Below are 24,279 nucleotides of genomic sequence, written 5' to 3' on the forward strand. Positions count from 1 at the left end.
AAGCCCCTTGGGCACCGGCCGTGCAGCACCGGTGCGCGGCGGAGCGAGAACGTGGTGAGGCCGCCGGGGTCAACCGCCGGGAGCCTCCTGCACGGTGCCTGCCCCCGGGGCCGCGACGGTGTGGCACAGCAGCAGGCAGACGTCGTCGTCCCGTTCGGAGTCGTAGAGCATGGTCTTGAGCAGTGACTCGGCGGAGGCGTCCAGGTCCTGCTCCAAGTCCGCGGTGCCGAGTGCGCCGAGTGCCTGGGCGAGGCGTGCGATGCCGGGGTCGATGCCGAGGGTGCGCCGCTCGACGAGACCGTCGGTGTACAGGGCGAGCGTCGAGCCCGGCGGCAGGGTGACGGTGTGGTCCTCGTACCTGAAGGGCACGGGCACGCCGAGCATGACGCCCGGTTTCGCGTCCGTGACCTGCACGGTGCCGTCCGGGGCGCGGACGATGACGGGCGGATGGCCGGCGCTCGCCCAGACGACGTCCGGGTCGCCGGGGCGCAGGCGCACGATGACGGCGGTCGCGTACAGCTCGGGCTGCTGGTGCAGGAGCATGGCGTGCAGCCGGGTCAGGATCCGGCCCGGGCTGTCGCCCTCGACGGCGTAGGCGCGCAGCGCGGTGCGGAGTTGTCCCATCATCACCGCCGCACGCAGTCCGTGCCCGGTGACGTCCCCTATGACCGCAAGGAGGCTCCCGTCGGGCTGCGGGAACGCGTCGTACCAGTCGCCGCCGATGTTGAGGCCACGGGTGGCGGGCAGGTAGCGGGCGGCCAGGCACACGTCCTTCGCGTTCGGCAGCTCCGTGAGCTGGGCGTGCTGGAGGGCCTCGGCGGTGTCCCTGTGCTGCTGGAAGCGGCGGGCGTTGTCGAGGGCGATGCCGGTGCGCCGGACCAGTTCGATCAGCATGACGCACGTGTCGGGATCGAAGCGGGGGCCGGGCGCGGTCAGTGTCAGGACGCCCACTATCCGGCGTGCGGTGATCGGGATGCACAGCAGCGGCCGGTCCGGGGACAGCACGGAGGGCGGCCGGTCGACGACGCCGGGCAGGCCGCCGGGGTGAGCGGCGGCGTGCTGAGGCCGGCCGGTGCGGGCGGCGGCCACCGCGGGGGCGGGGCGGCCGCTGCGGGCGACCGTGGTGCGCTTGCCGGCCGCGGGTATCTCCTCCTCGTCGAAGAGCCAGATGTCCACGTCGCTGGCGTACTCGGGGACCAGCAGGCCGGGCAGTTTGCGCAGGATGTCCTCGTGGTCGAGCGAGGCGGTGATGGTCGCGCTCGACTCGGCGAGGAAGTTCAGCAGATTGCGGGCGTTCTCCGCCTCGGCCCGTGCGGCCCGCTCCGCTTCGAGCAGTTCGCGCTGGGCCAGTGCGGTGGCGTCCAGCTCGGCGTGCAGCGCGAGGACACCCTGGTTCGTCTGGTGCAGTTCCTCGCGGTACAGGCCGACCAGCCTCTCCCGGTCGTCCAGCCGCTCCAGCACGGCGCCGATGTCCTCGCCCGCGGTCAAAACGTCCTCGGCCAGTTCGGCGGCGTCCGGGCCGGTCAGTTCGACGCTGCCCGGCGGCACCGGCTGGGCGCAGGTGAGCGTGTGCTGCCAGGGCGGCTGCCGGGGCCGGCCGACCGGGCGCAGGCAGACCGTGATCTGCCCGTCCTCGCCCCCGGCGGGTCTCCGGGTGGTGACGAGCAGTTCCCAGGCGCCACCCTGGCCGAGGCACTGGCGCAGTTGCACGGTGAGGTCGGTCAGGAATCGCGCGCGGTCCAGGACCGGTACGTCGGCAGCGGTCGTGAGGCGGGCGGCGATGGTGCGTGCGCGGGCCGCGTCGGCGGGCGAGCCGATCTTCCAGGTGGCGAAGGCAGCGGTCATGGCAGCGGGTCCGGGCGTCGGGTGGCCAGTACGGCCACGCTGGTGTCGTCGCGCAGCGGCCGGGCGGCGCTGCTGGCGTCCCGCAGGATGGCCGCGGCCACGACGGCGGGGGAGCGGGCGAGGAGATACGGGTCCTCGGGCGGAGTCCAGAGGCTGGGCAGTCCGTCGCTGTGCAGCACGAGCAGGCCGTCCTGCGGCCACGCCACCTGCCGCACCGGCACCGTGGCCGGGAAGTGGGCACCGACGATGCCCGGATGGGAGACGAGCGCCTGCCAGGCGCCGCCCGTGCGCAGCCGCGCGGAGACGTTGCCGATTCCGGCGAAGCGGAGCTGCCCGGAGACCAGGTCGAGCTGCGCCACGGCGACGGCCGCGCCCCGGGTGGGCCGCAGCGCCTTGTGCAGGCGCCGCATCAGGTCGGCCGGGGGCAGGTGCGCGGTGCGGCGCAGCTCCTCCACCGCGGCGGTGGATGCCTGGGCCGCCTTGGGGCCGTGGCCGAGCCCGTCGGCGAGCATCAGGGTCACCTGGGTGTCCGCGCGGACACAGGTCCAGGCGTCTCCGGAGTGCTCCGCCCGCGCGAGCGGCACGTTGATGCCCCCGGCGTACGGATCGGGGCCGCTCCCGGCGCCCGGCTCCGGCGCCGACCGGTGCGCAAGCGCTCCGGAAGCGGTGGGCTCGGGGTCGACGCGGGCCGTCGCCACGGTTCCCCGGCCGCGGACGCTGTGCAGGTCGAAGGCGTCGGACACACGGCGGCAGGTGCCGAGGCCGGCCCCGAGGGAGGCCGCCGCGGTGCTGTAGCCGTCGCGCAGCGCCTGTGCGACATCGGCGATGCCCGGCCCGTGGTCCAGGGAGACCAACTGGACGGAGGGGCCGCGGGCGCCGCCCGGAGCCGGCGCACCGTCGACGAGGTTGATCACGACGCGGCCGCCTCCGCCGTGCTTGAGGAGGTTGGTCGCCAGCTCGGTGGCCACCAGCGCGGCGACCGCGGTGCGGTCGGGCCCGAGGCGGACCCGTGTGCCGGCCGCCTCTGCCGCCACCCGGACGTCCCGGACCCGCGTCGAGTCGTGCACCGGGATGTCCCACACCAGGCTCATGGCGCCTCCAGGCGCGCGGACGGCACGGTGTAGACCCAGGCGGTGACGGTGATGGTGGTGCCCGCCCCGGGCTCGGTGACGAGGTCGAAGTCCGGCACGAGGCGCTTCGCCCCGCTCAGTCCCAGACCGAGGCCGCCGCCTGTCGTGTAGCCGTCGGTCATCGCCAGCTCGATGTCGCTGATGCCCGGACCGTTGTCGGTGAAGCACAGTCGCAGCCCGAGGCTGCTGCCCCGGTCCAGGCGAGTGATCTCAAGCTCGCCGCCGCCCCCGTGCACGAGCGTGTTCCGGGCCAGCTCGCTGGCGGCGGTGACCAGCTTGGTCTGCTGGACCAGGCTGAACCCGAGTTCGGCGGCGGCCTGCCGCACTTCCTGCCGCACCCACGCCAGATCCGCGTCGGATCCGATCGGCAGGCTGGTCCCGCCGGTGCGGAGGGAGTCCGCCATCACGAACGCCCCTCACTGCCCGGTGGTGCGGCGGGCGCCGTCCGGGCGAGCAGTTCCATGGCGCGGTCCACGTCCAGGGCCGTGGTCAGCCCGGGCAGCGAGAGGCCGAGCTCGACCAGCGTGATGGCCACCGCGGGCCGCATGCCGCACAGCACGGTCCGGGCGGCGAGCAGCTCGGTGATGGAGGCGATCTCGGCGAGGACACGCCCCAGGAACGAGTCGATGATCTCCACGCCGGAGATGTCGATCACCACTCCGGTCACCTTGTTGTTCGCGATCCGCTCCGTGATGTCCTGCTGGAGCTGCTCGGCCATCCCGTCGTGGAGTTCGCCCTGCAACGTGACCAGCAACACGTCCTTCAACGCCAGCACGGACACCGGGGACGCCTGGCCGGAGAAGGGAGCGCTCATCGGGTGCCCGCACCCGTCGCCGGGCCGGAGGAGAACTCGACGCCCTGCTGGCCGAGCGCATAGGCGAGGGCGTCGGCCAGGGTGGCGCGGGTGATGACCGAGCTGAGGTCGATGCCGAGCTGGACGATGGTCTGGGCGATCGCGGGGCGGATGCCGGAGACGATGCACTCGGCGCCCATCAGCCGGGCCGCGGCCACCGTCTTCATCAGGTGCTGGGCGACGAGCGAGTCGACCGTGGGCACCCCGGTGATGTCGAGTATGGCGTAGCGGGCGCGCTGCGCGACGATCGCGTCCAGCAGGCTCTCCATCACCACCTGGCTGCGTGCGCTGTCCAGCGTGCCGATCAGCGGTACGGCGACGATGTTCTCCCACAGGGAGATCACCGGCGTGGCCACCTCCATGAGCTGCTGCCGCTGCCGCTCGATCAGTTCCTCACCGGCCATGAGCGTCGTCTCCATGATCACCAGGCGCAGGGTGCCCATCAGGACGGTCAGTGCGAGCAGGGAGTCCTGTGCCGCGGCGTCCGACTGGTCGGTGACCTCCTCGCGCAGCACCGAGGTGACCGGCTCCCGCAGATCGGCGACCTCGTCGGCGATCTGGGCCGAGCTGCTTCCGGTCCACGCCCTGCTGGCTGCCATCCTGCCGAGCTGATCACGCACGGTGCCGAAAGCGGGCGCCGTGATGTCGTCCAGCCTGCCCGACGTCGCCACCGTCGCCAGAGCATCGATCACTGTCTTGCACGCCTCCACCGACTCGTCCCGCGAGAGTGTGAAAACGGTGCGGAACAGCGTGGCGTCCGCCCAGCGCTGCGCGATCTGCTCCCGGCGCCGGGTGAGGAAAGCGCCCACCCACTCTGCCGCCTCCTGGGCCGCGTCTTGCTCCGACACCGGTATCGTCCTCCTCGTCATGGGCCGCAGCGGTCGTCGGTGTACACCCCTTCAGCCCATTATTGCCGTGCGACAAACATTAGCGCCGGGGCTGTCGGGCGAACAACCGGTGATCGATCACATGCCGTCCACCCGGGCCGGCGGCCGCCGTGCGATCACCGTCCGCGCCAGTCCACGCACATCACCAGGGCGTCGTCGTCAGGGTCGGGTCTGCCGCGGTGGCCGGTCAGCTCCCGCAGGACGGCGCGCGGGACCTCGGCGGCGGGCAGCAGGCGACTGGACGTGATCGCCCGGGCCAGGGCGGCGTCGCCGTAGGGCTCTCCGCCCGGGGACGCCACCGCGTAGACGCCGTCGCTGGCGAAGAGGAGCCGGTCACCGGGCTCGACCCGGAACTCCTGGGCCACGTAGTCGGTCTCCTCGAACATGCCCAGCGGAAGCTGCGCCTCGAAGTCGACGCGCTGCACCGTGCCACCCCGCAGGCGCAGCAGTTGAGGCGAGCCGGCGTCCACCACCTGGACCCGGCCCGTGGTGAGGTCGAAGTCGAGCATGAGCACGGACAGATAGGAGCGGCCGCGGTAGTGGGCGTAGACCGCCTGGTCGGCGAGCGCGGCCTGGTCGGCGAGCGGGAGGCCGGCCCGGCGCGCGTTGCGCAGCGCGTTGACGGCGAGGTTCGTCAGCAGGGCGGCCTCTATGCCCTCTCCCATGCCGTTGGTGACGTAGAGCATCAGGCGGTCGGCCGTCGCGGACCAGTCGAAGTTGTCGCCGAAGATCGCGTAGGCGGGTTCCAACTGGGCCCCCAGCTCGTACTCCGGGCTCGTGCAGGACCGCCCCGGCAGCAGGTGCCACTGCATCTCGGCGGCCAGCGTGAGACGGTCCTTGCGCCGGGCCCGCAGGTAGACGTCGGTGTCCCGCTCGGCCACGACCACCTCGTGCCCGAGGACTTCGGCGATGTCCGCCAACTCCGCGAGGCGGGCGCGTGCGTGGTCCGCGTCCGCCAGGGTCACCGACAGCACGCCGAGCCGGTCGCCGCGCGCGCTGACCGGGAGGTGGACGCGCACCCTCCCCTCCCTGCCGGATTCCACGAAGGGCTCCTGGGAGCCGAAGGCGCGGCCTGCGGGGCTGTTGTACATCGACAGGGGAGCCGAGTCCTGCCCCTGGCCGGGCACCGGCTGGAGCACCGTCAGGCCGTAGTCGGCCAGGTAGAGCTCGACGGACTCCGCCGCGTACTGCTCGACCAGGACGCGTCGGACGGCGTCGGGCAGCTCGTGGGCTGCCGCTCTGCGCAGCGCGCGCTCGGCGGCCACAAAACTGTTCACGTGGTAACTGCACCCATCCTTCGCCGGACACGCGCCGGCCCTGCCGGGGCGACGGAGTCGCCCGGGTCGACCGTGCCGGTCATCCAAGCCATGTCTAGCCCACTCGCACGCCTAGTACGCTGATGGACATACCAGTGCCTGCGAGAGTGTGACAGTGACTACCTTCCGCCCCCGCCCGGAGCCGGACGAGATCGCGCGCGTGACCTCCAGGGCCGCGGAGTTCCTTGAGGTCCTGTGGGGCCGGGCATCGTCCTCTCCGACGTCAGCGTCCCAGCTCCGTGTGCTGCTCATCCTCGAACACCACGAGGGCATCAACCTCCGCACCCTCGCGGACTCCCTCGCCTCCACGCCGCCGTCCACGAGCCGGTTGTGCGATCGGTTGCAGGCCGCGGGGTTCGTGGAGCGCACCGACAGCCCCGCCGACAGGCGTGAGGTGCGCCTGCACCTCAGCAGGCGCGGCCGTGCGTTCCTCGCCGATCTGCGCGCGCGCAGGGAGGCGGCGCTACAGGCGGTGCTGGACCAGATGCCCGTCGCAGGGCGGATGTCGTTGCTGCAGGGGCTGGAAGCCTTCTGTGAGGCGGCGTCCGTACAGATGCAGGACGACGAGGTGCGCGACCCGGGCAGCCGGACCGCCTGACCGCCACCTCGGGCACGGGACCCACCAGCACCTCGCGGTGTCGGTGACCAGCGCACGGAGCACCCCCCGCCGACCGGAACATCCAAGATCCTTCCCCGCACGCGTCCGACACGGTTACTTTGTTGCCTCGCGACTATAATTGTCAAACGGCAACTTTCTCGGGTCGCCGGCTCGTACCGTTCGGGGGCTTGGCGGAGGCTGCTCGGGGCCCGGGCACCGCGAGGCGGTCCGCGGCCTGGTGGGCGCGGCACGGCGGACGTGCGCGGGCCGAGCACGGCACGGCAGGTGCGGTGTGTGCGACACGGCGGCGCGGTGTGTGCGCTGTGTGCGCGGCGGTGGGCGCGATGTGTACGAGACGGTGGGTACGGTGTGTACGCACCGCAGCCGGGGAGGCAAGGGGCTTCAGGTCCAGGAGGGCGGTCGCCCCCGGGGCGCCGATCGGCCCGGAGGTGCGCGGCGCCCCCGTGTGCGCGGCGCTCCCGGTCGGGGGCGCTTCCTTACGGTCCGCACGTAGCTCCTCCGGAGGGCTTCGCGAACGCGCGTCGTCCATGGTCCGGAACTCGGCGCAGACACCGTGCGTCAACCCCGGTGGGCGGCGTGTGCCCGGAAGCCCGCGTGGTTCGGCTATGACTGGGAGAGGCGTCCGGTCAGCAGCCTCTTGGCCTTCTGCGCCCGGTCCCGGTCCTGCGACTGGATCTCCTGAAGGAAACCGGAGAGCTCGTCGTCGCCGGCTTCACGGGCGTCGGTGATGTAGGTCTCAAGCGTCGACGATTCACGGAGTGTGTGGTACAGGACGCTGACCAGGTTGTATGTCCTGTCCTTGGCGCCCATACGGGTCTCGGTCGCCATGGTGGCTCCTTGGTCTCGATGGCTGGCCTTTCGGCCCGCGTACCCATCGACCCGGCCCCCAAAGGTCCGGGCGGGCCCGTGTGCCCACGGTGAGCAGGCCCCTCGTCGGCGCCTCGTGCGGGCCGTCGTCATCGAAGCGTCGCGCGAGCCGCGGGCCCGTGTGGCCCCGGCCCATACCGCGGGGGAGCCCGGGGGGCGGGCGTGGGCCGCGCCCGGGGGGAGACGGGCACCTCCGTCACGCACCGCGGCGCGGCCTGCGGCGCGGTGCGCAGGAGACCGGGACCCGGGTGCCGCGACGCGGACGGGCCCGCGCGAAAGCCCGGGTGCCGGCCCTTCGCGGGCGCCGGGGGTCACCCCTTCGCCGTGCCGCCGAGGGCGTCGCGGGCCCGGTCGACCATCGAGGCGAAGGGGCCGGCCATCCACTGTGCGGCGGGGGATCCGGCCGTGGTGGGGTGCGGATGCGTGGGCGCCGCCCTCTCGGCCTTCTCCAGCCGCCCGCCCATCCTGCGCAACTGGTCCTCGTCACGTCCGCCGCGGACCGCGGGGAACTCCTCGGCCTCCTCGTGCTCGGCGTGGTCGCCCACGGAGCGTTCGAACTCCGCGAGCTCCCGCTCGAATTCGGGGCTCTCCAGATCCATCCGCTCCAGCCGGGCGAGGACGCGGTTGGCCTCGTCCTCCTCGTGATTGCGGGCGTCGGCCTCTGCCTCGCCCGCGGTGTCCTTGGCCACCGGCCGGATGATCATCTCCTCGGCGGTCTCGTGCACCGCGAGAAGCGCCCGCAGTTCGTCGAACCGCGCCTTCCGCTCCTGCCCGTGCGCGGCCCTGACCTGACCGAACAGGTCCCGGATCCTGGCGTGCTGCTGCAGCAGGATCGCCACCACGTCGCCGCTGGGCAACTGCTCCGCCTGCGCCCGCTCCTCCTGTGCCTTGTCCATGCCGTGCCCCTTTCCTCCAAGTGATGACGTGCGTGCGAGTGGCCACGGCGGTCCGATGGAAACCAGGTGCGGAGGGAATGATCAGGTGTGCGGCGGGCCGCCCGCCCTCGAAGGCCGGCCGGAGGACGAAGTGGCGGCGCCACGTGGGGCGGAGGCGATTTCCGCGCGGCCTGCTTCCGTGCACAGGCCGCACGGGCCCCACGCCGCACCCCCCGCCGCCCCGGTACGCCGCCGGACGCCGGGCCTGCGCGCCCGCACGGGGTGCGGCACTGGACCGTAGGAGTGGGGTCGACCGCGCATTCGGGCGAGTACCCCGGGGCCACGGGGGAGCAGGCGCGGCGCCCGGCTATCCATGGCCTAGGGCTGTGTGTACTGCCGCGCGAAATGGAGTCGTGATGGGATTCAATCCGCTGGAGCACGGGGGCATTCCCCTGGAGCGTCAGATCCGATCATGGCGTGAGCTGAACGTGGCGCCGATCGATGCGGATCACTGCGATCCGTACACGCGGTGCCGGATCATCACGATGAACGGTATCGAGGTCGAGGCGATCCTCTTCAACCACCACCTCGCCAGGCACTGTTCCGACCTGGATCTCAAGCGCCAGCTCGCGCAGGTGCGCTACACCGAGGCGCAGCAGCAGAAGGCGGTGAACTGGCTGCTTCCGGGTGTCTCGTCGGTGCTGGAGACGACGATCGCCTACGAGCAGGTGGCCGTGGACCTGACGGCGTGGGTGGCGCGGATGGAGCCGGACCCGTATCTGGCGCAGGCCTACCGCTTCGGGGTCCTGGAGGACTTCGACCACCTGTACCGGTACGCCAACCTGTTCGAGATGATCGAGCACCGCAAGGCGGAGTCGATCGTGGACGGCCTCACCGAGGTCATGCCGGGCCGGCCCACGACCCGGCACCACCGTCATCCCGTGGACAACGTCCGCGAGTCCTACGACCGGCGCGCCGCGAACCCGCTGTCGAAGCTGCACGCGCTGACCATCATGGCGGCCGAGCAGCAGACGATGAACTTCTACATGAACACCGGGCCCACCTACGTCGAGCCGATCGCGCGGCAGTTGTACCAGGAGATCGGTCTGATCGAGGAGGAGCACGTCACCCACTACGAGTCCCTGGTCGATCCGGGGGAGAGCTGGTGGGAGATGCTCGTCAACCACGAGTACAACGAGTGCTACCTCTACCACTCCTTCATGGAGCAGGAGAGCGACCCGAAGGTGAAGGCGATCTGGGAGCTGCACCTGAACATGGAGCTGGAGCACCTGCGCCTGGCCTGCGACCTGCTGCGAGCCAAGGACGGGCGGGAGCCGCAGGAGATCCTGGCCCCCGAGCTGCCCAACGTGCTCACCTTCGAGCCGAACAAGACCTATCTGCGTGATCTGATCGCCGACGAACTGGACCTGACCACCCTCGGCACGGGCTACGTGCGGGAGGCGCACGAGCGGTTCCAGCAGATGCAGGAGGCATTCCTCGGCGGGGAGAGCGCACCGAGCGACCAGGTCATCGACATGCACCGGGACATGCTCGGCCGCGAGTACCGGATGGAGACGGAAGGCCCCCACCCCGTCGCCGCCATGCGTGAACGCTGACCCCGAGGCCGACCGCCGCCCGGTGCGTACGGCGGCCGGCCGGTGTCCGTGAAACCCAACGAGCAAGTGAGGGCCGCATGACCGGAACAGCCACTCCCGACGTCGACGCGGGGACGGGGATGCCCTCTCCGGACCAGGATGTCGTCGCCCTGCTGATGGCCCAGCACGGCGAGATCCGCAACCTCTTCGACGAGGTCGAGCAGAGCGAGGGCGACCAGCGCCGCGATGCCTTCCGCGGCCTGGTGCGGATGCTGGCCGTGCACGAGACCGCCGAGGAGGAGGTCGTCCACCCCTATGCGCGCCGGTCCGTCGAGGGAGGCGCGCAGATCGTCGACGAACGGCTGGAGGAGGAGCGCAAGGCGAAGGAACTCCTCGCCCGCCTCGACGGCATGGACCCGGCCGACGAGCGGTTCATGCCCCTGCTGCAGGAACTGCGCACGGCCGTGACCGAACACGCCCGTGCCGAGGAGCGCTACGAGTTCGCCCAGCTCCGCCGCATCCACGACCAGGGGGCCCTGGCGACCATGGCGCAGGCGGTCAAGGCGGCCGAGGCCACCGCGCCGACCCATCCCCACCCCGGGGTGGAGAGCGGGGCCGAGAACGTCGCCCTGGGACCCATCGCGGCCATCGCGGACCGGGCCCGCGACGCCATCCGAAAAGCCACCGGCAAGGGTCGGTGACACCCGGCGGGGACGAGTCATGGCGGAGCACAGGGAGGAACGCCGCGGCAGTCACCGCGCCGGAGCGGACGAGCGGACGCCGGCCCGGAAGCCGACGGACATGCCCGGGAGTTCATGGCAGGCGGCCCTCAAGCGCACCCCGAAGGAGTTCAAGGGTGACAACCTGACCGACTGGGCGGCAGCCCTCACCTACTACGGAGTGCTGTCGATCTTCCCGGCCCTGCTGGCCCTGGTGTCGATCCTCGGGCTGGCGGGCACCGGCACCATCAGACCGCTGATGGACAACCTCGGTGCTCTCGCCCCGGGGGCCGTGCGCGACGTCCTCAACAGCAGCCTCAAGCAACTGGAGGCCGGACAGGGCCGGGCGGGCATCGGCCTGGCCATCGGTATCGCGGTCGCCCTGTGGTCGGCCTCCGGGTACATCGCGGCCTTCATGCGCGCATCCAACGCCGTCTACGACATCGGCGAGGGCAGGCCGGTGTGGAAGACGCTGCCCGTCCGGCTCGCGATCACCGTCGTCGTGGTGGTGCTGCTGGCCGCCATCGCGGTGGGCGTGGTGTTCACCGGAACCCTGGCCAGACGCACCGGGGCGGTCCTGGGCCTGGGCAACACCGCCGTGACGGTGTGGAACTTCGCCAAGTGGCCCGTGATGGTCGTGCTGTTCATGGTGATCGTCGCGGTGCTGTACTGGGCGTCCCCGAACGTGAAGCGCCCCTTCCGCTGGGTCAGCCCCGGCAGCACCGTCGCCGTGCTCATCTGGATCCTCGCGTCCGCCGCCTTCGCCGTGTACGTGGCCAACTTCGGCAGCTACAACAAGACCTACGGCAGCCTGGCCGTGATCATCATCTTCCTGATCTGGTTGTGGATCTCCAACATCGCCGTTCTGCTCGGGCTGGAGTTCAACGCCGAACTCGAACGCGCCCGTGCCATCGACAGCGGCCACCCGCCCGGCGAGGAGCCCTACGCCGAACCCCGCGACACCCGCAAACTCTGAAGGCGCGATCCGAGGACCCGGCACCGCGCCCCGCCCCGGGCCCGGCCGACGACCGGGAGACCCCCGCGGTCGCGCGGGCGGGGGACCGGGACCGGTGACGCACGGTTGCGGGTGGTCCGGTGAGCCGTAGGTGACAGATGGCCGATTCCGGGCACCCGGGAGGGACGACATCCACGATGTGCGATCGGAGGTAGGTCATGCCGGCCGGCTCGAACAGGAAGCGTGAGCGGCAGTACGAGCACGTCAAGGAGGGTGCGGAGCGCCGGGGCGCGTCCACGGGGCGGGCCAAGGAGATCGCGGCGCGCACCGTGAACAAGGAGCGGGCACGCACGGGCGAGGCTCGTTCGGCGAGCAAGGTCTCGACCCGGGACCCGAAGTCCGCGTCCCAGCGCGGCGGCGAACGTTCGCACCAGGGCCCCCAGGGTCCGACCAGGGACCAGCTCTACGAGGAAGCCAAGAAGAAGAACGTCGAGGGGCGCTCCTCGATGAACAAGCAGCAACTGCGCAAAGCCCTCGGCAGGTGAGCAGTCGCAGGTGAGCAGGAGCAGGTGAGCAGTCCCTGCCCCGTGCCCGGGATCGCGCCGGGCCGCCTGCCGCGGCCGCGCCGGTCCCGTGCCGTTGCCCGTGCTGCGCCGTCCCGCACCACACGCCGGTCCCGGGGCCGGTGCGTGTCCGGACGAGGCCCGTGATGGGCGACGTGCGCGGGCGCGGGGCGCAGGCACCAGAGGTCCGGGGCCGGCCGCGTCGACCGTGCCCCTGTCGACCGGGGCCCCGGGGGGAACGCGGGGCCGGGGGAGACGGCGGCCCGCTCAGTCAGCGGAGCCGTCTGCGCTTCTGCGACGGCCCACGGCCCGGGCCGGCCGTGGGCCTCGCCTCGCCTCGCCGCGCAGGGCCCCCGCGCGCGCCGTGCGGTCGGCCACGCCGCGGGAAGGACCCCGGGCACGGGGGAAGAACCGGGCGCGGGACAACCCGGGCATGCGACAAGAGCACCGTGGAGAAGGCCGGGAGGCCGGGAAGGCCGGGAAACCGGGAAGGCCGGGGAAGTCGAGAAAGGAGTCCGGTGTCGTCGTTGGGCACGTGCCTGGCCTCGGGGGCCAGGCGGCTCGGTCGGGAACTGGCGGCCCTGCGGCGAACGGCGAGCGCCGCCGTGCGCCGGCCCGGTCCCGAGCGTGACACCGTGGTGCAGTCCTGCAAGGCGGCCGGAGCCGCCATCGCGGCGTGGGCGCTGACCGGCTGGTGGCTGAAGGCGCCCTTGGCGCTGCTCGCGCCCTGGACGGCGCTGACCCTGGTCGAGACCACCGTCTACCGCTCCTTCCGATCCGGACTGCAGCAGCTCGCGGTCATCATGGCCGGTGCCGTGTGGGCCTCGTTCGCGATGGCGGCGACCGGCGGCAGCACTCTGGGAGCGATGCTGATCGCCCTTCCCGCCATGGTCCTGTTCGGCACCTACCGCAGGTTCGGCGCGCAGGGCCTCTACGGGGCCACCACCTCGCTGTTCGTGATCGCCTACGGCAGCTACTCCCCCTCCGCCGTCGGCCACCGGCTGTTGGAGACCCTCACCGGAGCGGTCATCGGCATCGGCGTGAACGCCTGCGTGCTGCCCCCGGTGCACCTGCGGAACGTGCGGGAGCAACTCGCGCGCCTGCCACGTGACAGCGCCGCCCTGCTCCGCACGATGGCCGAAGCCCTGCGCACACGGTGGACCGCCTCGGACGCCGAGTCCTGGCACGACCAGGCCCGACGGCTCGCACGGATTCCGGCGGCCGTCTCCGAGGCCCGGCGGTGGACCATGGAGAGTTCCCGGCTCAACCCCGGCACACGTCTGCGCCGCACCGGGCCTGAGCCCCCCGGACCGGACCACGACCTGCGCTGGCGCAGTGTCACGGGCCACCTCGTCACCATCACACGCGCCCTCGACGGCCTCTCCGACGAAGACGCCCGCCTGAACGCGCCCGGTAGCGCCTTCCTCACCCGTTATGCCGAACTGGCCGACCAGATGGCCGACTTCTGCGACGAGGAAGCACACGCCCTGGAATCGGGCAGTGCCCCGTGCTCGCCGCGCGGCGAGGAGCCGCGCCGCACCGCAGAAGAGGCATGGCGCCTCTACGACCGACTGGCCACCGACTTCACCGAGCAGTCGGGAGTACCCGTGGCGGTCAGCGGCGAACTCCTAGTGGAGAGCAGCCAGCTCCTGCGTGCGCTGACCTCGTACGACACCGCGGTGCGAGAGTCCGAGGCCGCCTGATGGCCGGGGCGCGCACCCCTGCCGACCTGCGCGGCCGTGCCCCGGTTCCGTCGGGCACACCGCCCGCGGGCCGTTGCAGAGCGTCAGGACCGGGTGGGGTGCCATTCGAACATGGGGATGGTGGCGTCGTCGGTGAGACGGTCCTGCTGGTGGGCGAGGACGGCGCAGAACCCACTGACATGTCAACGGTCAGGACCGCCGGGTGGACACGTGGGCGACTCGCATGCGACCGATGCGCCTGCCTCGTTCTGCTGCCTCCAACTTCCCGCCCCGCCGGACGCTGACTTGGTCAGCTACCGCAGATTCTCTCCGTGCGCGGGCTGCGGCACGCTGCGGAGCCGCTCCTGCAGCGCCTCCAGCAGACCGGGCAGATCGGGGGCGACGGCGAGGTCGTCCAGAGTGGCTGCAGGGAGGAAACCGGAGTCGGCGATGCCGCGCAGGGCGCCGAGCAGAGGTGTCCAGAAGCCTCCGGCGTCGAGGAAGCCGATGGGCTTGGCGTGGAATCCGAGCTGGCGCCAGGACCACACCTCGAAGATCTCTTCCAGGGTGCCGAGGCCGCCAGGCAGGGCGACGAAGGCATCGGCACGCTCGGCCATGAGCGCCTTGCGCTCGTGCATCGAGTCGCACATGAGCAGCTCCGTCACCCCTTCGTGCGCCCACTCCCGGTCGACCATGCTGCGGGGCATGACACCGATGACCTCGCCACCCGCCTTCAGCGCGCTGTCCGCCACCACGCCCATCAGGCCCCGGCGGCCACCGCCGTAGACGAGACCGATTCCCTGCCGGGCCAGCTCTGTGCCGACGCCGGCGGCCAGCGCGGCGTGCGCCGGGTCGTTTCCGCTGGACGAGGCGAGAAAGACGGCGAGGCGGCGCATGAAACCTCCGGAAAAGGTCGGGGCAGGCCCTTCGGTCTACCACAGGTACTCAGGCGCTGACCAAGGCATTTCCTGTGAGGGCGAGTCCGTGGGACGGCTCGCGGCCCCACGGTCGGCCGACGGCTGCTGCCGTCCACCGGACGAGAGAGGAGCCCTTGGTGCGGAAAGGGCATCCAATCTCACCGGAATCCTTGCCCGTGAACTCCGAGACCGCGGCCACCAGGTCGAGGTCGCACACCTCCACGTCCACCTGCCCCGCATCCTGAAGGCAGCAACGTCGTGATCGATCCCTCGCCCGCGGCAGGACCGCGCGTGGCACGGGTCGACGGGTCGTTCCGCCACTGCGTCGGCCAGATCGCGCCCCCCACGGTTCGACGCCCCCGTGGTCGGACGTCCGCGGCGAACCGCGCACGGCCGCATCCGGAACCCGCCCGCCGGCGTCAGCCGGCCGTCGCCGGATGCGAGCGCCGCTCGGACGGGGCGGGCGCAGCGAGCGCCGCACACCGTCGCGGCCGACAAACCCCCGGGTTGGTACCGGGACACCCCGCAACACCCCGCAACACCCCGCACGCTCCGCTGTGCTCCGACGTGCCCGCGCCCTCCACGGCAGCACCCAACGCCGCAGCGTTCCGCACCCGGCTTCGGGGCCCGGGGCTTTGAATCGGGCCGCACCGGGCAACCGCACCTGACGAGCGGGCCTTCACGGCCCCACCACCTGTCGACGACCGCGGGGTTCGGCCCGCCCACGGCCTTCGGGTCCGCCGCCGCGGACCCGCCGCCGACCGATCGCCCCGGTGTCGAGGCCCCGTTGACGGGTACTCAGGGCACCCGCGGAGGACACCCGAGCCGGAAGGGGACATGTGAGCGAGAAGAACATCTTCGTCATCGGCCTGGACGAGGCCAACACACCCGTGCTGCGGCGCGTTCCAGGCGCGCGGAAGTACCGGTTCCACCCCCTGCTCTCCCTTGAGGACCTGCAGGTCGGGGAGGTCTCGGTGCCGGACCTGATAACCAAGGCGGAGGGCGTACTCGATGCCTTCGAAGGCAGCATCGACGCGATCGTCGGCTACTGGGACTTCCCGGTGAGCACGCTCGTGCCGATTCTGAGCGAGCGCTACGGCACACGGAGCACGGGCCTGGAGTCGGTGGTCAAGTGCGAGCACAAGTACTGGAGCCGGCTGGAGCAGCGCAAGGTCGTCGACGAGCACCCGCGCTTCGGGCGGGTCGACCTGGAGGCCCGGGATCCGCAGCCGCCGGACGGCGTCCGCTTCCCGATGTGGCTCAAGCCGGCCCTGGCGTACTCCTCCGAGCTGGCCTTCGGCGTCAAGGACGAGAAGGAGTTCCGCGCGGCGGTCGCCGAGATCCGCGAAGGCATAAGCCGCGTCGGCAGGCCCTTCGAGTACGTCCTCGAACGGCTGGACCTCCCGCCGGAGATGGAGGGCGTGGGCGGCCGGGTGTGCCTCGCGGAGGAGTCGCTGAGCGGTATCCAGGTAGCCGTGGAGGGGTACGTCCACCACGGCGAGGTCACCGTCTACGGTGTGCTGGACTCCATCGACTACCCCGACAGCCCGTGCTTCCTGCGCCACCAGTACCCGTCCATGCTGCCGGAGCCCGTGGTCCGGCGGCTGTGCGACGTCTCCGGCCGGGTCATGCGGCAGATCGGCATGGACGGCGCGACGTTCAGCATCGAGTACTTCTACGACCCGCGGACCGACGAGATCAACCTGCTGGAGATCAACCCCCGGCACTCCCAGTCGCATGCCGAACTCTTCGAGTACGTCGACGGCATCGCGAACCACCACTGCATGATCAGCCTCGCCCTCGGCGAGGACCCGGCCCTGCCGTACCGCGCCGGTCCCTACAAGATGGCCGCCAAGTGGTACCACAGGTGGTTCGCCGACGGCGTGGTGCGCGAGGCCCCCGCGAAGGAGGACATCGAGCGCATCGAGCGGGAGATACCGGGCGTCCGGATCGACGTCGTGCCCGAGAAGGGCCAGCGGCTGTCGCAACTGGAGCAGCAGGACAGCTACAGCTTCGAACTGGCCCACATCTTCACCGGCGGGGACAGCGAGGAGGAGCTGAGGGAGAAGTACGACCGGTGTGTCGCCGCCGTGCACCGCATCTTGGACACGACCACCCCCGGCGCCCGGGCCGAGGCGGATGCCTGAACCGCGACGACCCGCTGTCCGGTTCGGTGTGGCCCCCGCGGCCGGGGGCACCCGGGCAGCCCGCCGCCAAGAACCCCAGGGAAGGAGCATGTCGGCGCCATGCGTTGGGTGAGCAATCTGCCGTGCGCGACGAAGGAAGAGGAACACGTCACGATCGCCATGTCCGACGGCATCCGCCTGTCGGCGCGCATCTGGCGGCCCGTCTCCTCGGACGAGGAGCCGGTGCCCGCGGTACTGGAGTACATCCCGTACCGCAAACGCGATCTGAGCGCCGTACGCGACTCCATCCACCACCCGTACATCGCCGGCCACGGCTACGCGTGCGTCCGCGTCGATCTGCGCGGCACGGGGGAGTCGGAGGGGGTGCTGACGGACGAGTACCTGGAACTGGAGCAGCGCGACGCCGAGGAGGTCCTCGCGTGGCTCGCCGAGCAGCCCTGGTGCAACGGCACCACCGGCATGATGGGCATCTCCTGGGGGGCCTTCGCCGCGCTCCAGGTCGCAGCCCGGCAGCCGCCGAGCCTGCGCGCCATCGTCATCGCGTCCTTCACCGACGACCGGTACGCCGACGACATGCACTACATGGGCGGTGCGCTGCTCTCGGACAACCTCGCCGAGGCGGGCACCATGTTCGCCTACGCCACCTGCCCACCGGACCCCGCCGTGGTCGGTGGCCGCTGGCGCGAGATGTGGCACGAACGGCTGGAGAACGCCCGCCCCTGGGTGCTCGAGTGGCTGCGCCACCAGCGCCGCGACGACTACTGGCGGCACGCCTCGGTATGCGAGGACTACCAGGCCGTACGGTGCCCGGTGCTGGCCTCAAGCGGCTGGGCTGACGGCTACTCCAACGCCGTGACACGGCTGCTCGGCCATCTCGACGTGCCGCGCAAGGGCCTGATCGGACCCTGGTCGCACAAGTATCCGCACCTGGGGGAGCCCGGCCCCGCCATCGGCTATCTGCAGGAGGTCGTGCGGTGGTGGGACCACTGGCTCAAGGGGGTCGACAACGGAGTCATGGACGGCCCCGTGCTCCGGACCTGGATGCAGGACAGCGTGCCGCCCTCCACCTCCTACGAGCAGCGGCCGGGCCGCTGGGTCGACGAGCCCGACTGGCCCTCCCCCCAGGTGGAGCCGACCGCGCACCCGCTCACCCGCCACCGCATCGGCGCACCGGGCGAGGCGCCGGCCGGCCGAGAGCTGCCGGGCGAGGCGCTGACCGTGCAGTCCCCGCTGTCCGTCGGGCAGTTCGCCGGCAAATGGGCCTCCTACAACGCGCCCCCGGACCTGCCCTACGACCAGCGGGAGGAGGACGGCGGCTCGCTCGTCTTCGACACCGACCCGCTCACCGAGCGGGTGGAGATCCTCGGCTCCCCCTCCGTCGAACTGGAGCTGTCGGTCAGCGAACCGGTCGCCATGGTCGCCGCCCGGTTGTCCGACGTGGCGCCCGACGGGCGTGCCACCCGCATCACCTACGGGCTGCTGAACCTCACCCACCGAGAGACCATCGGCACCCCCGAACCGCTGGAGCCCGGCCGGCGCTACCGCGCCCGCGTCCAGCTCAACGGCGTGGCCCAGGCGTTCCCGCCCGGCCACCGCATCCGGCTGTCGCTGTCCACCTCGTACTGGCCGCTCGCCTGGCCCCCGCCCAAACCGGCGCTGCTGAGCGTGTACGAGGGCCCGAGCACCCTCACCCTGCCGATACGCCGGGAGCTGACGAGCGACGAACAGCCTCCGCGCCCCTTCGAGGAACCGGAGGGCGCACCCCCGGTCGCCACCACCCAGCTCACGCCCCGCGAGGAGCGCTGGGACGTCAAACGCGACCTGGTCGGCTACGGGGCGGAGCTGACCATCGTCAAGGACGCGGGTACCCAGCGCTTCGAGGACATCGGGCTGGACGTCGGCCGCCGCGCCTTCGAGCGCTACACCGCCGTGGCGGACGACTTCACCTCGGTCGGCGGCGAGTCGACCTGGACGATGCGCTTCCACCGCGACGACTGGGACGTACGTGTGGTGACGAGCACGGTGCTGCGCTCCAGTGAGACGGAGTTCTTCGTCGACGCCACGCTGGACGGCTACGAGGGCGATCGGCGGGTTTTCTCCCGCGTCTGGAACGAAACCCTGCCCAGGGACTGCCTGTGACCGTCGTACAGCGGCGCCGGCCCGCCCGTGCGCGGTGGCCGTGGGTGGCCTGCCGCACGACATGGCCACCTACAAGGCCGAGTTCCTCGCCCACCACTACGAGGGCCGGCTGCGTCCCGCGGCACACTACGCGCTGGGCTGGCTGCCGCTGTGGGCCAGGCTGTCGCGTCTCGCCCCGGCACTCGTCAACGCGGTGCTGCACGCCCCGGGACTGTCAGGAGCGGGCAAGCGGCTGGCCGGTGTGGACCCGGCACGGGACGCCCCGCTGTTCGCGGGGCGGTCGTTCCCCCAGTGGTGGCGGGCCCGCGGCGGGGACCGTCCCGACCCGGCCGACCCGCGGACCGTGGTGCTGTGGCCGGACACCTTCAGCAGCTACTTCCACCCGTCGATCGCCGCGTCGGCCGTCCGCGTGCTGGAGGACGCCGGCTTCCGGGTCGCCGTGCCCACCGAGCCCGTGTGCTGCGGCCTGACATGGATCTCCACCGGTCAACTGGGTGTCGCGAAACGGGTGCTGCGCAGGACGCTCGGTGTCCTGAGCCCCTATCTGGAGGCCGGTACGCCGATCGTCGGGCTCGAACCCTCCTGCACGGCGGTGTTCCGGGCCGACGCGCCCGAACTGCTGGCCGACGACCAGGACGTGCGGCGGCTGGCCGGGCAGGTGCGCACGTTCGCCGAGCAACTCGTCCACCACACGCCCCACGACTGGCGACCGCCGGCTCTCGACCGGGCGGCCACCGTGCAGACACACTGCCACCAGCACGCGGTCCTGAGGGACGACGCCGACCGGGAGCTGATGCGCCGCGCCGGCCTGGACGCCGACGTGCTGGACGAGGGCTGCTGCGGCCTGGCGGGCAACTTCGGCTTCGAGCGCGGCCACCACGAGGTCGCCATGGCGGTCGGTGAACAGGGTGTGCTGCCCGCCGTACGCGCCGCCGACCCCGGCAGCCTCCTGCTCGCGGACGGCTTCAGTTGCCGCACTCAGATCGAGCAGGGCGGCACCGGCCGCCGCGCCCTGCACCTGGCCGAGGCGCTGGCCCTGGGCCTGGACGGCGACCTGCCCGGTGAGCGGCCCGAACGCCGCGCCCACCGCCCCTCCCCTGCCTCGCGCACCGCCCGGTGCGCGGCCACCGCGGGCGCCGCCGGCCTCGTCGCGGCCGCCGCGGCGGCCGCCGGGCGCGGCGCGGTGCGCCTGCGGCACCGTCGCTGACGCCCCGCCGCACGGGGCACCGGCGATCTTCCGGGGAAGGCCGGAGCAGGCACGGGCGTGCCGGGGGTTTCCCGCGCGGCGGGAAACCCCCGGCAGGCTCCTGGGACGGGAGAGGGAGAATGACGAGTGATCCGATCGTGGAGCAGGTGGACAGTGCCGTCTACACGGTGCCCACCGACACACCTGAGGCCGACGGCACGTTGAGCCGGGACAGCACCACGCTGATCCTCGCCACGGTCCGCTGCGGCGCGGTGACGGGGCTGGGCTTCACCTACGCCCCCGCGGCCACGGCACGGGTGGTCGACGACCTGCTCGCCGGCGTGGTGACCGGCACCGGGGCCTTCGACGTACCGGCCGCGAACGAGGCGATGCAGCGTGCCGTGCGCAATGCCGGGCTGCCGGGCGTGTCCGCGCAGGCGGTCTCAGCCGTGGACATCGCCCTGTGGGACCTCAAGGCCCGCCTGCTCGGCCTCCCCCTGGTCAGGGTGCTCGGCGCGGCCTGCCGGGAGGTGCCCGTCTACGGCAGCGGCGGCTTCACCAGCTACGACGCCGACCGGCGCTGCTGCTGTTCGCGGCAGCCGAACGGCAGCAGCGCCTGGACGGCACGGCCTGGCGGGCCGCCTCCCTCGCCGTACGCGCGATCGAGGAGCACTGGCGCAAGCCCGACGCGGGGGTCTGGGAACTGGACGACCGGCTGTGGACCCACAGCCGGCTGGCCTGCGTCGCCGGCCTGCGCGCCCTGGCGGCCGCCGCGCCGCGCCACCCGCTGGCGAGGACCTGTACCAGCTTGGCCGACACCGTGCTCAGCGCCACGACGGCCACCGGCCTGCACCCCGCCGGCCACTGGCAGCGGGCCCCCGGTGACACGGGAGTGGACGCCGCGCTGCTGCTACCCGCGGTTCGCGGCGCCCTGGCGGTAGGGGACCCCCGAAACCGCGCCACCCTGGGCGCACGCCGGCGCGAGCTGGCCCGGGACCACTTCGTCTACCGCTTCCGCCATGACGCAAGGCCGCTGGAGCAGGCCGAGGGCGCCTTCCTGATGTGCGGCTTCGTCATGGCGCTCGCCGAGCACCGGCAGGGGCGCCCGATCGAGGCGCACCGGTGGTTCGAGCGCAACCGCGGCGCCTGCGGAACGTCGCACCTGTACGCGGAGGAGTTCGACATCGCCCAGCGCCAGATGCGCGGCAACCTGCCCCAGGCCTTCGTCCACGCCCTTCTGCTGGAGACCGCCGCCGGCCTCGCGCGGGAACCCGGGACCCGCGGCACCCACCGCTGAGACAGGAGCCGAAACATGCCCATGACCGTCGTCATCACCGGCGCCAGCGCCGGGATAGGCCGCGCCACGGCCCGCCTGTACGCCCGGCGGGGCGCCAACGTCGTGCTCATCGCCCGGGGCCGTGCCGCGCTGCGGACCGCCGCGCGCGAGGTCGAGTCCCTCGGTGGCCACCCGCTGGTCCTGGGGGCCGACACCGCCGACGCGGAACAGGTCGAGGCCGCCGCAGAGGCGGCCGAGAAGCACTTCGGGCCCCTCGACGTCTGGATCAACTCCGCCTTCGCCAGTGTCTTCGCCCCGTTCGACGAGATCACGGCCGAGGAGTACCGGCGGGTGACCGAGGTGACCTACCTCGGGTTCGTCAACGGCACCCGTGCCGCGCTGCGTCGCATGCTGCCCCGCGACCACGGGACCGTCGTGCAGGCGGGGTCCGCACTGGGCGAGCGGGCCATCCCTCTCCAGTCGGCGTACTGCGGTGCGAAGCACGCGATCAACGGGTTCACCTCCTCGCTCCGCACGGAGCTGCTGCACCGCGGAAGCAACGTGCACGTCACCGTTGCGCAGATGCCGGCGGTGAACACCCCGCAGTTCTCCTGGGTGCGCTCCCGCCTGCCGCACCACCCGAGCCCGGTGCCGCCGATCCACCAGCCCGAGGTCGCCGCCCGCGGCGTGGTGCACGCCGGCGACCACCCGCGCGGCAAGCAGTTCTACGTGGGTGCCTCGACCCTGGCGACCGTCTGGGGCAACCGGCTGGCCCCCGCCCTGCTCGACCGCTACCTCGCCCGCACCGGATTCGACTCCCAGCAGAGTGCCGACCGGCCGTCTGCCGGTCCGGACAACCTGTTCCACCCCGTCGACGAGCCGGCGGGCACCGACCACGGCGCGCACGGCGTCTTCGACGACTGCGCACACGCCCGCTCCTGGGAGGCGGCCCTGGCCCGGCACCCCGCCGCGGTGTGCGCCGCCGCCGCGGGCCTCGCCGTCGCCGCGGCGGCGGCCTTCCGCGGTGCGGGGGAGGGGGCCTTCTCCCGTGTCAGGCCGGGGAGCCGCCGGTCCTGGAGGCGGTAGGGCAGGCGGACCCCGGACGGGTGTCGAGCCGGGCCGGGCGGCGCCGGCGTCGGACGCGGGCTCGGCACCCGTGGTGGAGCTGGCGGCCGGTGCGGCGCTGGTGTGTTGGTCCTTGTTGCATGCCTTGCCCTCCTGATTTGTTGGCCTCCGTCCTCCATGGCGTTGATTGGCCGGATGTCACGCTCTTGCTCTAGGGAAGGGACAGCATGAGATCCATCCACCCGGGGGCCACCCGTACATCCCGCCGCTCCACGGCGCTCGCCTCTGCTCTCGCAGGGTGCGGTGTCGCGGTCCTCTGCCTCACGCCCCCGCTGCGGCCTCGGACGAGGTCGGGGCCCCCTCACCGGGCCTCAGTCATCGGATCCGTGTCGAGTCGAGGGTCGGTCGACCAATCCAGGCGCGCCGACGTCGAGGCCACGGACTTCGTGCGGACCCCACCGGGAAGTCGGACTCGGCGGCCCGGGTGGCGGCCTCCGTGGCGTACGCGAAGGGCCTCCACCGCCCCACCACCCTCCACCCGACCGGGCCGGGCGAACCGCTGCTCATCGGGGACACCGCGCCCCTCCCCACGGACGCGTCGCCGCTCAGCAGCACCGCCCCGCCGTTCACCTTCGACGGCACCGATGACGTCACCCCGGCCGACAACACCTATGCCAACGGCTTCAACAAGCGCGTCGACGTGATCGGCGAGGCGGGCGCGGACCTCGGCGCGAAGGCACGGCGGTCGGAGGGCAGAGCAGAGCAGGCGCGCGTCGACCGAAGGCCCACGCCCCACGCCCCGCGGCCACCGCACGCCCGTCAGGAGTCCGCGCGACTTCAGACGATCACGCGGTGACCGCACCCGCTCCCGGCCGGGCCCGCCGCAGGACCGCGCAGCGGGGCCGGCCCACGAGAGGCTTCGCGGCTCTCCTCTGCTCAACCGCAGAGCGGACCGCGGCCGCGCGGCTCCGGGCCGGGGATCAGCCGCCGTAGCGCAGGCAGGTCAGGTCCTTGTAGTAGCCGTCGTCGAGGCAGATCCGTACGAACGCCGCCCCGCCGGCGACGTCCGCCGGAACGGTGAAGCTGAAACTCCTGGAATTACCGCAGGCGGTGTCGGCGGTGTCGGAGCCGTTCCGCCCCAGCTCATGGCTGTTGATGTCGAGCGTGTACGCGTAGGTGGCCCGGCACGTCTCCATGCTGGTCGCGTCCACCGACTTGTGCACCCCCTCCACGAGGACCGACCGGTTGTAGAAGGTCACCGTGCCGTCGGTCCACGTGTTCCCGTTCGGCACGTGGAAGGCGTAGGCGGCAGAGGTCTGGGCCTCGGCGGCGGGGGCGCCTGACAACACGCCCGCGGTCAGCACGGCGGTACCGAGGGCAGCGGCGAGGTGAGCGCGCATGCGGTCTCCATCTTGTGAGTCTTCTGCGCCTTCCGGCGGAGGGCCGAGTCAATCTTCGGGCGGCATACCCGCGAAGTCCATGACTTGACGGATCGATCGGACCGCACCAAGGGCATGGGTCGAAGGGCGACGAGCGCCGCTGCGCCGGGCGTGCGCAGCACTGCCCCGGGGTGTCCCTCGCGACCACGGCCGTGGTCGCACGCCCCCCGATGGACCGGGCCCGGGACGCTCCTGCCCAGGGCG

At 72.2% G+C, this 24,279-nt stretch carries 21 protein-coding genes and 2 pseudogenes; 13 read left to right on the plus strand and 10 right to left on the minus strand.

Annotated features, from left to right (window positions below):
- Positions 1-69: 69 nt before the first annotated feature.
- From IE313_RS28145 to IE313_RS28170, 6 genes are all read right to left on the minus strand, one after another.
- Complete coding sequence (locus IE313_RS28145) at positions 70-1,845, minus strand: PP2C family protein-serine/threonine phosphatase (RefSeq protein WP_189937098.1); 1,776 nt, start codon at positions 1,843-1,845, stop codon at positions 70-72.
- Entirely contained in the window at positions 1,842-2,936 is a 1,095-nt protein-coding gene (locus IE313_RS28150; RefSeq protein WP_189937100.1) for an ATP-binding SpoIIE family protein phosphatase, read from the minus strand. The genes IE313_RS28145 and IE313_RS28150 overlap by 4 nt, the downstream gene beginning before the upstream one ends.
- On the minus strand, positions 2,933-3,379 hold the full coding sequence (locus tag IE313_RS28155) for an ATP-binding protein (protein ID WP_189937102.1): 447 nt from the start codon (positions 3,377-3,379) through the stop codon (positions 2,933-2,935). Before IE313_RS28155 ends, IE313_RS28150 begins: the two co-directional genes overlap by 4 nt.
- The gene (locus IE313_RS28160) at positions 3,379-3,789 is read right to left on the minus strand and encodes an STAS domain-containing protein (RefSeq protein WP_189937104.1); all 411 of its coding nucleotides are present in this window, start codon (positions 3,787-3,789) and stop codon (positions 3,379-3,381) included. Before IE313_RS28160 ends, IE313_RS28155 begins: the two co-directional genes overlap by 1 nt.
- Positions 3,786-4,682 carry an STAS domain-containing protein gene (locus tag IE313_RS28165; protein WP_189937217.1) on the minus strand — a complete coding sequence of 299 codons (897 nt, stop codon included), beginning with the start codon at positions 4,680-4,682 and terminating at the stop codon, positions 3,786-3,788. Before IE313_RS28165 ends, IE313_RS28160 begins: the two co-directional genes overlap by 4 nt.
- Positions 4,683-4,831: 149 nt before the next feature.
- Positions 4,832-5,992: a PP2C family protein-serine/threonine phosphatase gene (locus IE313_RS28170; RefSeq protein WP_189937106.1), complete on the minus strand. Its 1,161-nt coding sequence runs from the start codon at positions 5,990-5,992 to the stop codon at positions 4,832-4,834.
- Between the two features lie 148 nt (positions 5,993-6,140).
- On the opposite strand from IE313_RS28170, the gene IE313_RS28175 reads away from it, so the two are divergent.
- Complete coding sequence (locus tag IE313_RS28175; protein WP_189937108.1) at positions 6,141-6,629, plus strand: MarR family transcriptional regulator; 489 nt, start codon at positions 6,141-6,143, stop codon at positions 6,627-6,629.
- 624 nt (positions 6,630-7,253) lie between these two features.
- Here the strand turns inward: IE313_RS28175 and IE313_RS28180 are convergent.
- Together IE313_RS28180 and IE313_RS28185 are read right to left on the minus strand one after the other, a co-directional pair.
- Entirely contained in the window at positions 7,254-7,478 is a 225-nt protein-coding gene (locus tag IE313_RS28180; RefSeq protein ID WP_189937110.1) for a hypothetical protein, read from the minus strand.
- Positions 7,479-7,828: 350 nt separating this feature from the next.
- Positions 7,829-8,413, minus strand: coding sequence for a hemerythrin domain-containing protein (locus IE313_RS28185; RefSeq protein ID WP_189937113.1), 585 nt, complete (start codon positions 8,411-8,413; stop codon positions 7,829-7,831).
- 395 nt (positions 8,414-8,808) lie between these two features.
- Between IE313_RS28185 and IE313_RS28190 the strand changes: the two genes are divergently transcribed.
- The 5 genes from IE313_RS28190 to IE313_RS28210 all read left to right on the plus strand — a co-directional run bounded on the left by IE313_RS28190 (position 8,809) and on the right by IE313_RS28210 (position 13,927).
- Entirely contained in the window at positions 8,809-10,008 is a 1,200-nt protein-coding gene (locus IE313_RS28190) for a hypothetical protein (protein WP_189937115.1), read from the plus strand.
- A gap of 77 nt (positions 10,009-10,085) precedes the next feature.
- Positions 10,086-10,688: a hemerythrin domain-containing protein gene (locus tag IE313_RS28195; protein ID WP_189937117.1), complete on the plus strand. Its 603-nt coding sequence runs from the start codon at positions 10,086-10,088 to the stop codon at positions 10,686-10,688.
- Positions 10,689-10,707: 19 nt separating this feature from the next.
- Complete coding sequence (locus IE313_RS28200; RefSeq protein WP_373317081.1) at positions 10,708-11,682, plus strand: YihY/virulence factor BrkB family protein; 975 nt, start codon at positions 10,708-10,710, stop codon at positions 11,680-11,682.
- 197 nt (positions 11,683-11,879) lie between these two features.
- A complete protein-coding gene (locus tag IE313_RS28205; RefSeq protein WP_189937120.1) occupies positions 11,880-12,206 on the plus strand; it encodes a plasmid stabilization protein in 327 nt (108 codons plus the stop codon).
- Between the two features lie 536 nt (positions 12,207-12,742).
- Entirely contained in the window at positions 12,743-13,927 is a 1,185-nt protein-coding gene (locus IE313_RS28210; RefSeq protein WP_189937122.1) for an FUSC family protein, read from the plus strand.
- A gap of 293 nt (positions 13,928-14,220) precedes the next feature.
- Here the strand turns inward: IE313_RS28210 and IE313_RS28215 are convergent, their stop codons facing one another.
- Positions 14,221-14,802 (minus strand): LOG family protein, encoded by a 582-nt coding sequence (locus tag IE313_RS28215; protein WP_189937125.1) that lies wholly within the window; start codon positions 14,800-14,802, stop codon positions 14,221-14,223.
- Between the two features lie 860 nt (positions 14,803-15,662).
- Between IE313_RS28215 and IE313_RS28220 the strand changes: the two genes are divergently transcribed.
- The 7 genes and pseudogenes from IE313_RS28220 to IE313_RS28250 all read left to right on the plus strand — a co-directional run bounded on the left by IE313_RS28220 (position 15,663) and on the right by IE313_RS28250 (position 23,492).
- Positions 15,663-16,970 (plus strand): ATP-grasp domain-containing protein, encoded by a 1,308-nt coding sequence (locus IE313_RS28220; RefSeq protein ID WP_189937126.1) that lies wholly within the window; start codon positions 15,663-15,665, stop codon positions 16,968-16,970.
- A 99-nt stretch (positions 16,971-17,069) separates the two neighbouring features.
- On the plus strand, positions 17,070-19,109 hold the full coding sequence (locus IE313_RS28225) for a CocE/NonD family hydrolase (RefSeq protein ID WP_189937127.1): 2,040 nt from the start codon (positions 17,070-17,072) through the stop codon (positions 19,107-19,109).
- A 58-nt stretch (positions 19,110-19,167) separates the two neighbouring features.
- Positions 19,168-20,316: pseudogene (locus tag IE313_RS28230) on the plus strand ((Fe-S)-binding protein); the annotation flags it as partial.
- A gap of 251 nt (positions 20,317-20,567) precedes the next feature.
- A pseudogene (locus IE313_RS36230) lies at positions 20,568-20,750 on the plus strand (enolase C-terminal domain-like protein); the annotation flags it as partial.
- An 8-nt stretch (positions 20,751-20,758) separates the two neighbouring features.
- Entirely contained in the window at positions 20,759-21,592 is an 834-nt protein-coding gene (locus tag IE313_RS35665) for a glycoside hydrolase family 15 protein (RefSeq protein WP_308439221.1), read from the plus strand.
- A gap of 15 nt (positions 21,593-21,607) precedes the next feature.
- On the plus strand, positions 21,608-22,657 hold the full coding sequence (locus tag IE313_RS28245; protein ID WP_189937130.1) for an SDR family oxidoreductase: 1,050 nt from the start codon (positions 21,608-21,610) through the stop codon (positions 22,655-22,657).
- 475 nt (positions 22,658-23,132) lie between these two features.
- A complete protein-coding gene (locus tag IE313_RS28250; protein WP_189937131.1) occupies positions 23,133-23,492 on the plus strand; it encodes a hypothetical protein in 360 nt (119 codons plus the stop codon).
- Positions 23,493-23,616: 124 nt separating this feature from the next.
- Here the strand turns inward: IE313_RS28250 and IE313_RS28255 are convergent, their stop codons facing one another.
- Positions 23,617-24,036 carry a hypothetical protein gene (locus IE313_RS28255; protein WP_189937132.1) on the minus strand — a complete coding sequence of 140 codons (420 nt, stop codon included), beginning with the start codon at positions 24,034-24,036 and terminating at the stop codon, positions 23,617-23,619.
- Positions 24,037-24,279: the final 243 nt, after the last annotated feature.

Source organism: Streptomyces sulfonofaciens (genome assembly GCF_014656295.1).
GTDB classification, from domain to species: domain Bacteria; phylum Actinomycetota; class Actinomycetes; order Streptomycetales; family Streptomycetaceae; genus Streptomyces; species Streptomyces sulfonofaciens.

Bases quoted from the DNA above. Each gene is read 5' to 3' on its own strand.
- IE313_RS28145 (WP_189937098.1), bottom strand. From the start codon at position 1,845: ATGACCGCTGCCTTCGCCACCTGGAAGATCGGCTCGCCCGCCGACGCG.
- IE313_RS28150 (WP_189937100.1), bottom strand. From the start codon at position 2,936: ATGAGCCTGGTGTGGGACATCCCGGTGCACGACTCGACGCGGGTCCGG.
- IE313_RS28155 (WP_189937102.1), bottom strand. From the start codon at position 3,379: ATGGCGGACTCCCTCCGCACCGGCGGGACCAGCCTGCCGATCGGATCC.
- IE313_RS28160 (WP_189937104.1), bottom strand. From the start codon at position 3,789: ATGAGCGCTCCCTTCTCCGGCCAGGCGTCCCCGGTGTCCGTGCTGGCG.
- IE313_RS28180 (WP_189937110.1), bottom strand. From the start codon at position 7,478: ATGGCGACCGAGACCCGTATGGGCGCCAAGGACAGGACATACAACCTG.
- IE313_RS28185 (WP_189937113.1), bottom strand. From the start codon at position 8,413: ATGGACAAGGCACAGGAGGAGCGGGCGCAGGCGGAGCAGTTGCCCAGC.
- IE313_RS28190 (WP_189937115.1), top strand. From the start codon at position 8,809: ATGGGATTCAATCCGCTGGAGCACGGGGGCATTCCCCTGGAGCGTCAG.
- IE313_RS28195 (WP_189937117.1), top strand. From the start codon at position 10,086: ATGACCGGAACAGCCACTCCCGACGTCGACGCGGGGACGGGGATGCCC.
- IE313_RS28200 (WP_373317081.1), top strand. From the start codon at position 10,708: ATGGCGGAGCACAGGGAGGAACGCCGCGGCAGTCACCGCGCCGGAGCG.
- IE313_RS28205 (WP_189937120.1), top strand. From the start codon at position 11,880: ATGCCGGCCGGCTCGAACAGGAAGCGTGAGCGGCAGTACGAGCACGTC.
- IE313_RS28215 (WP_189937125.1), bottom strand. From the start codon at position 14,802: ATGCGCCGCCTCGCCGTCTTTCTCGCCTCGTCCAGCGGAAACGACCCG.
- IE313_RS28225 (WP_189937127.1), top strand. From the start codon at position 17,070: ATGCGTTGGGTGAGCAATCTGCCGTGCGCGACGAAGGAAGAGGAACAC.
- IE313_RS28245 (WP_189937130.1), top strand. From the start codon at position 21,608: ATGCCCATGACCGTCGTCATCACCGGCGCCAGCGCCGGGATAGGCCGC.
- IE313_RS28255 (WP_189937132.1), bottom strand. From the start codon at position 24,036: ATGCGCGCTCACCTCGCCGCTGCCCTCGGTACCGCCGTGCTGACCGCG.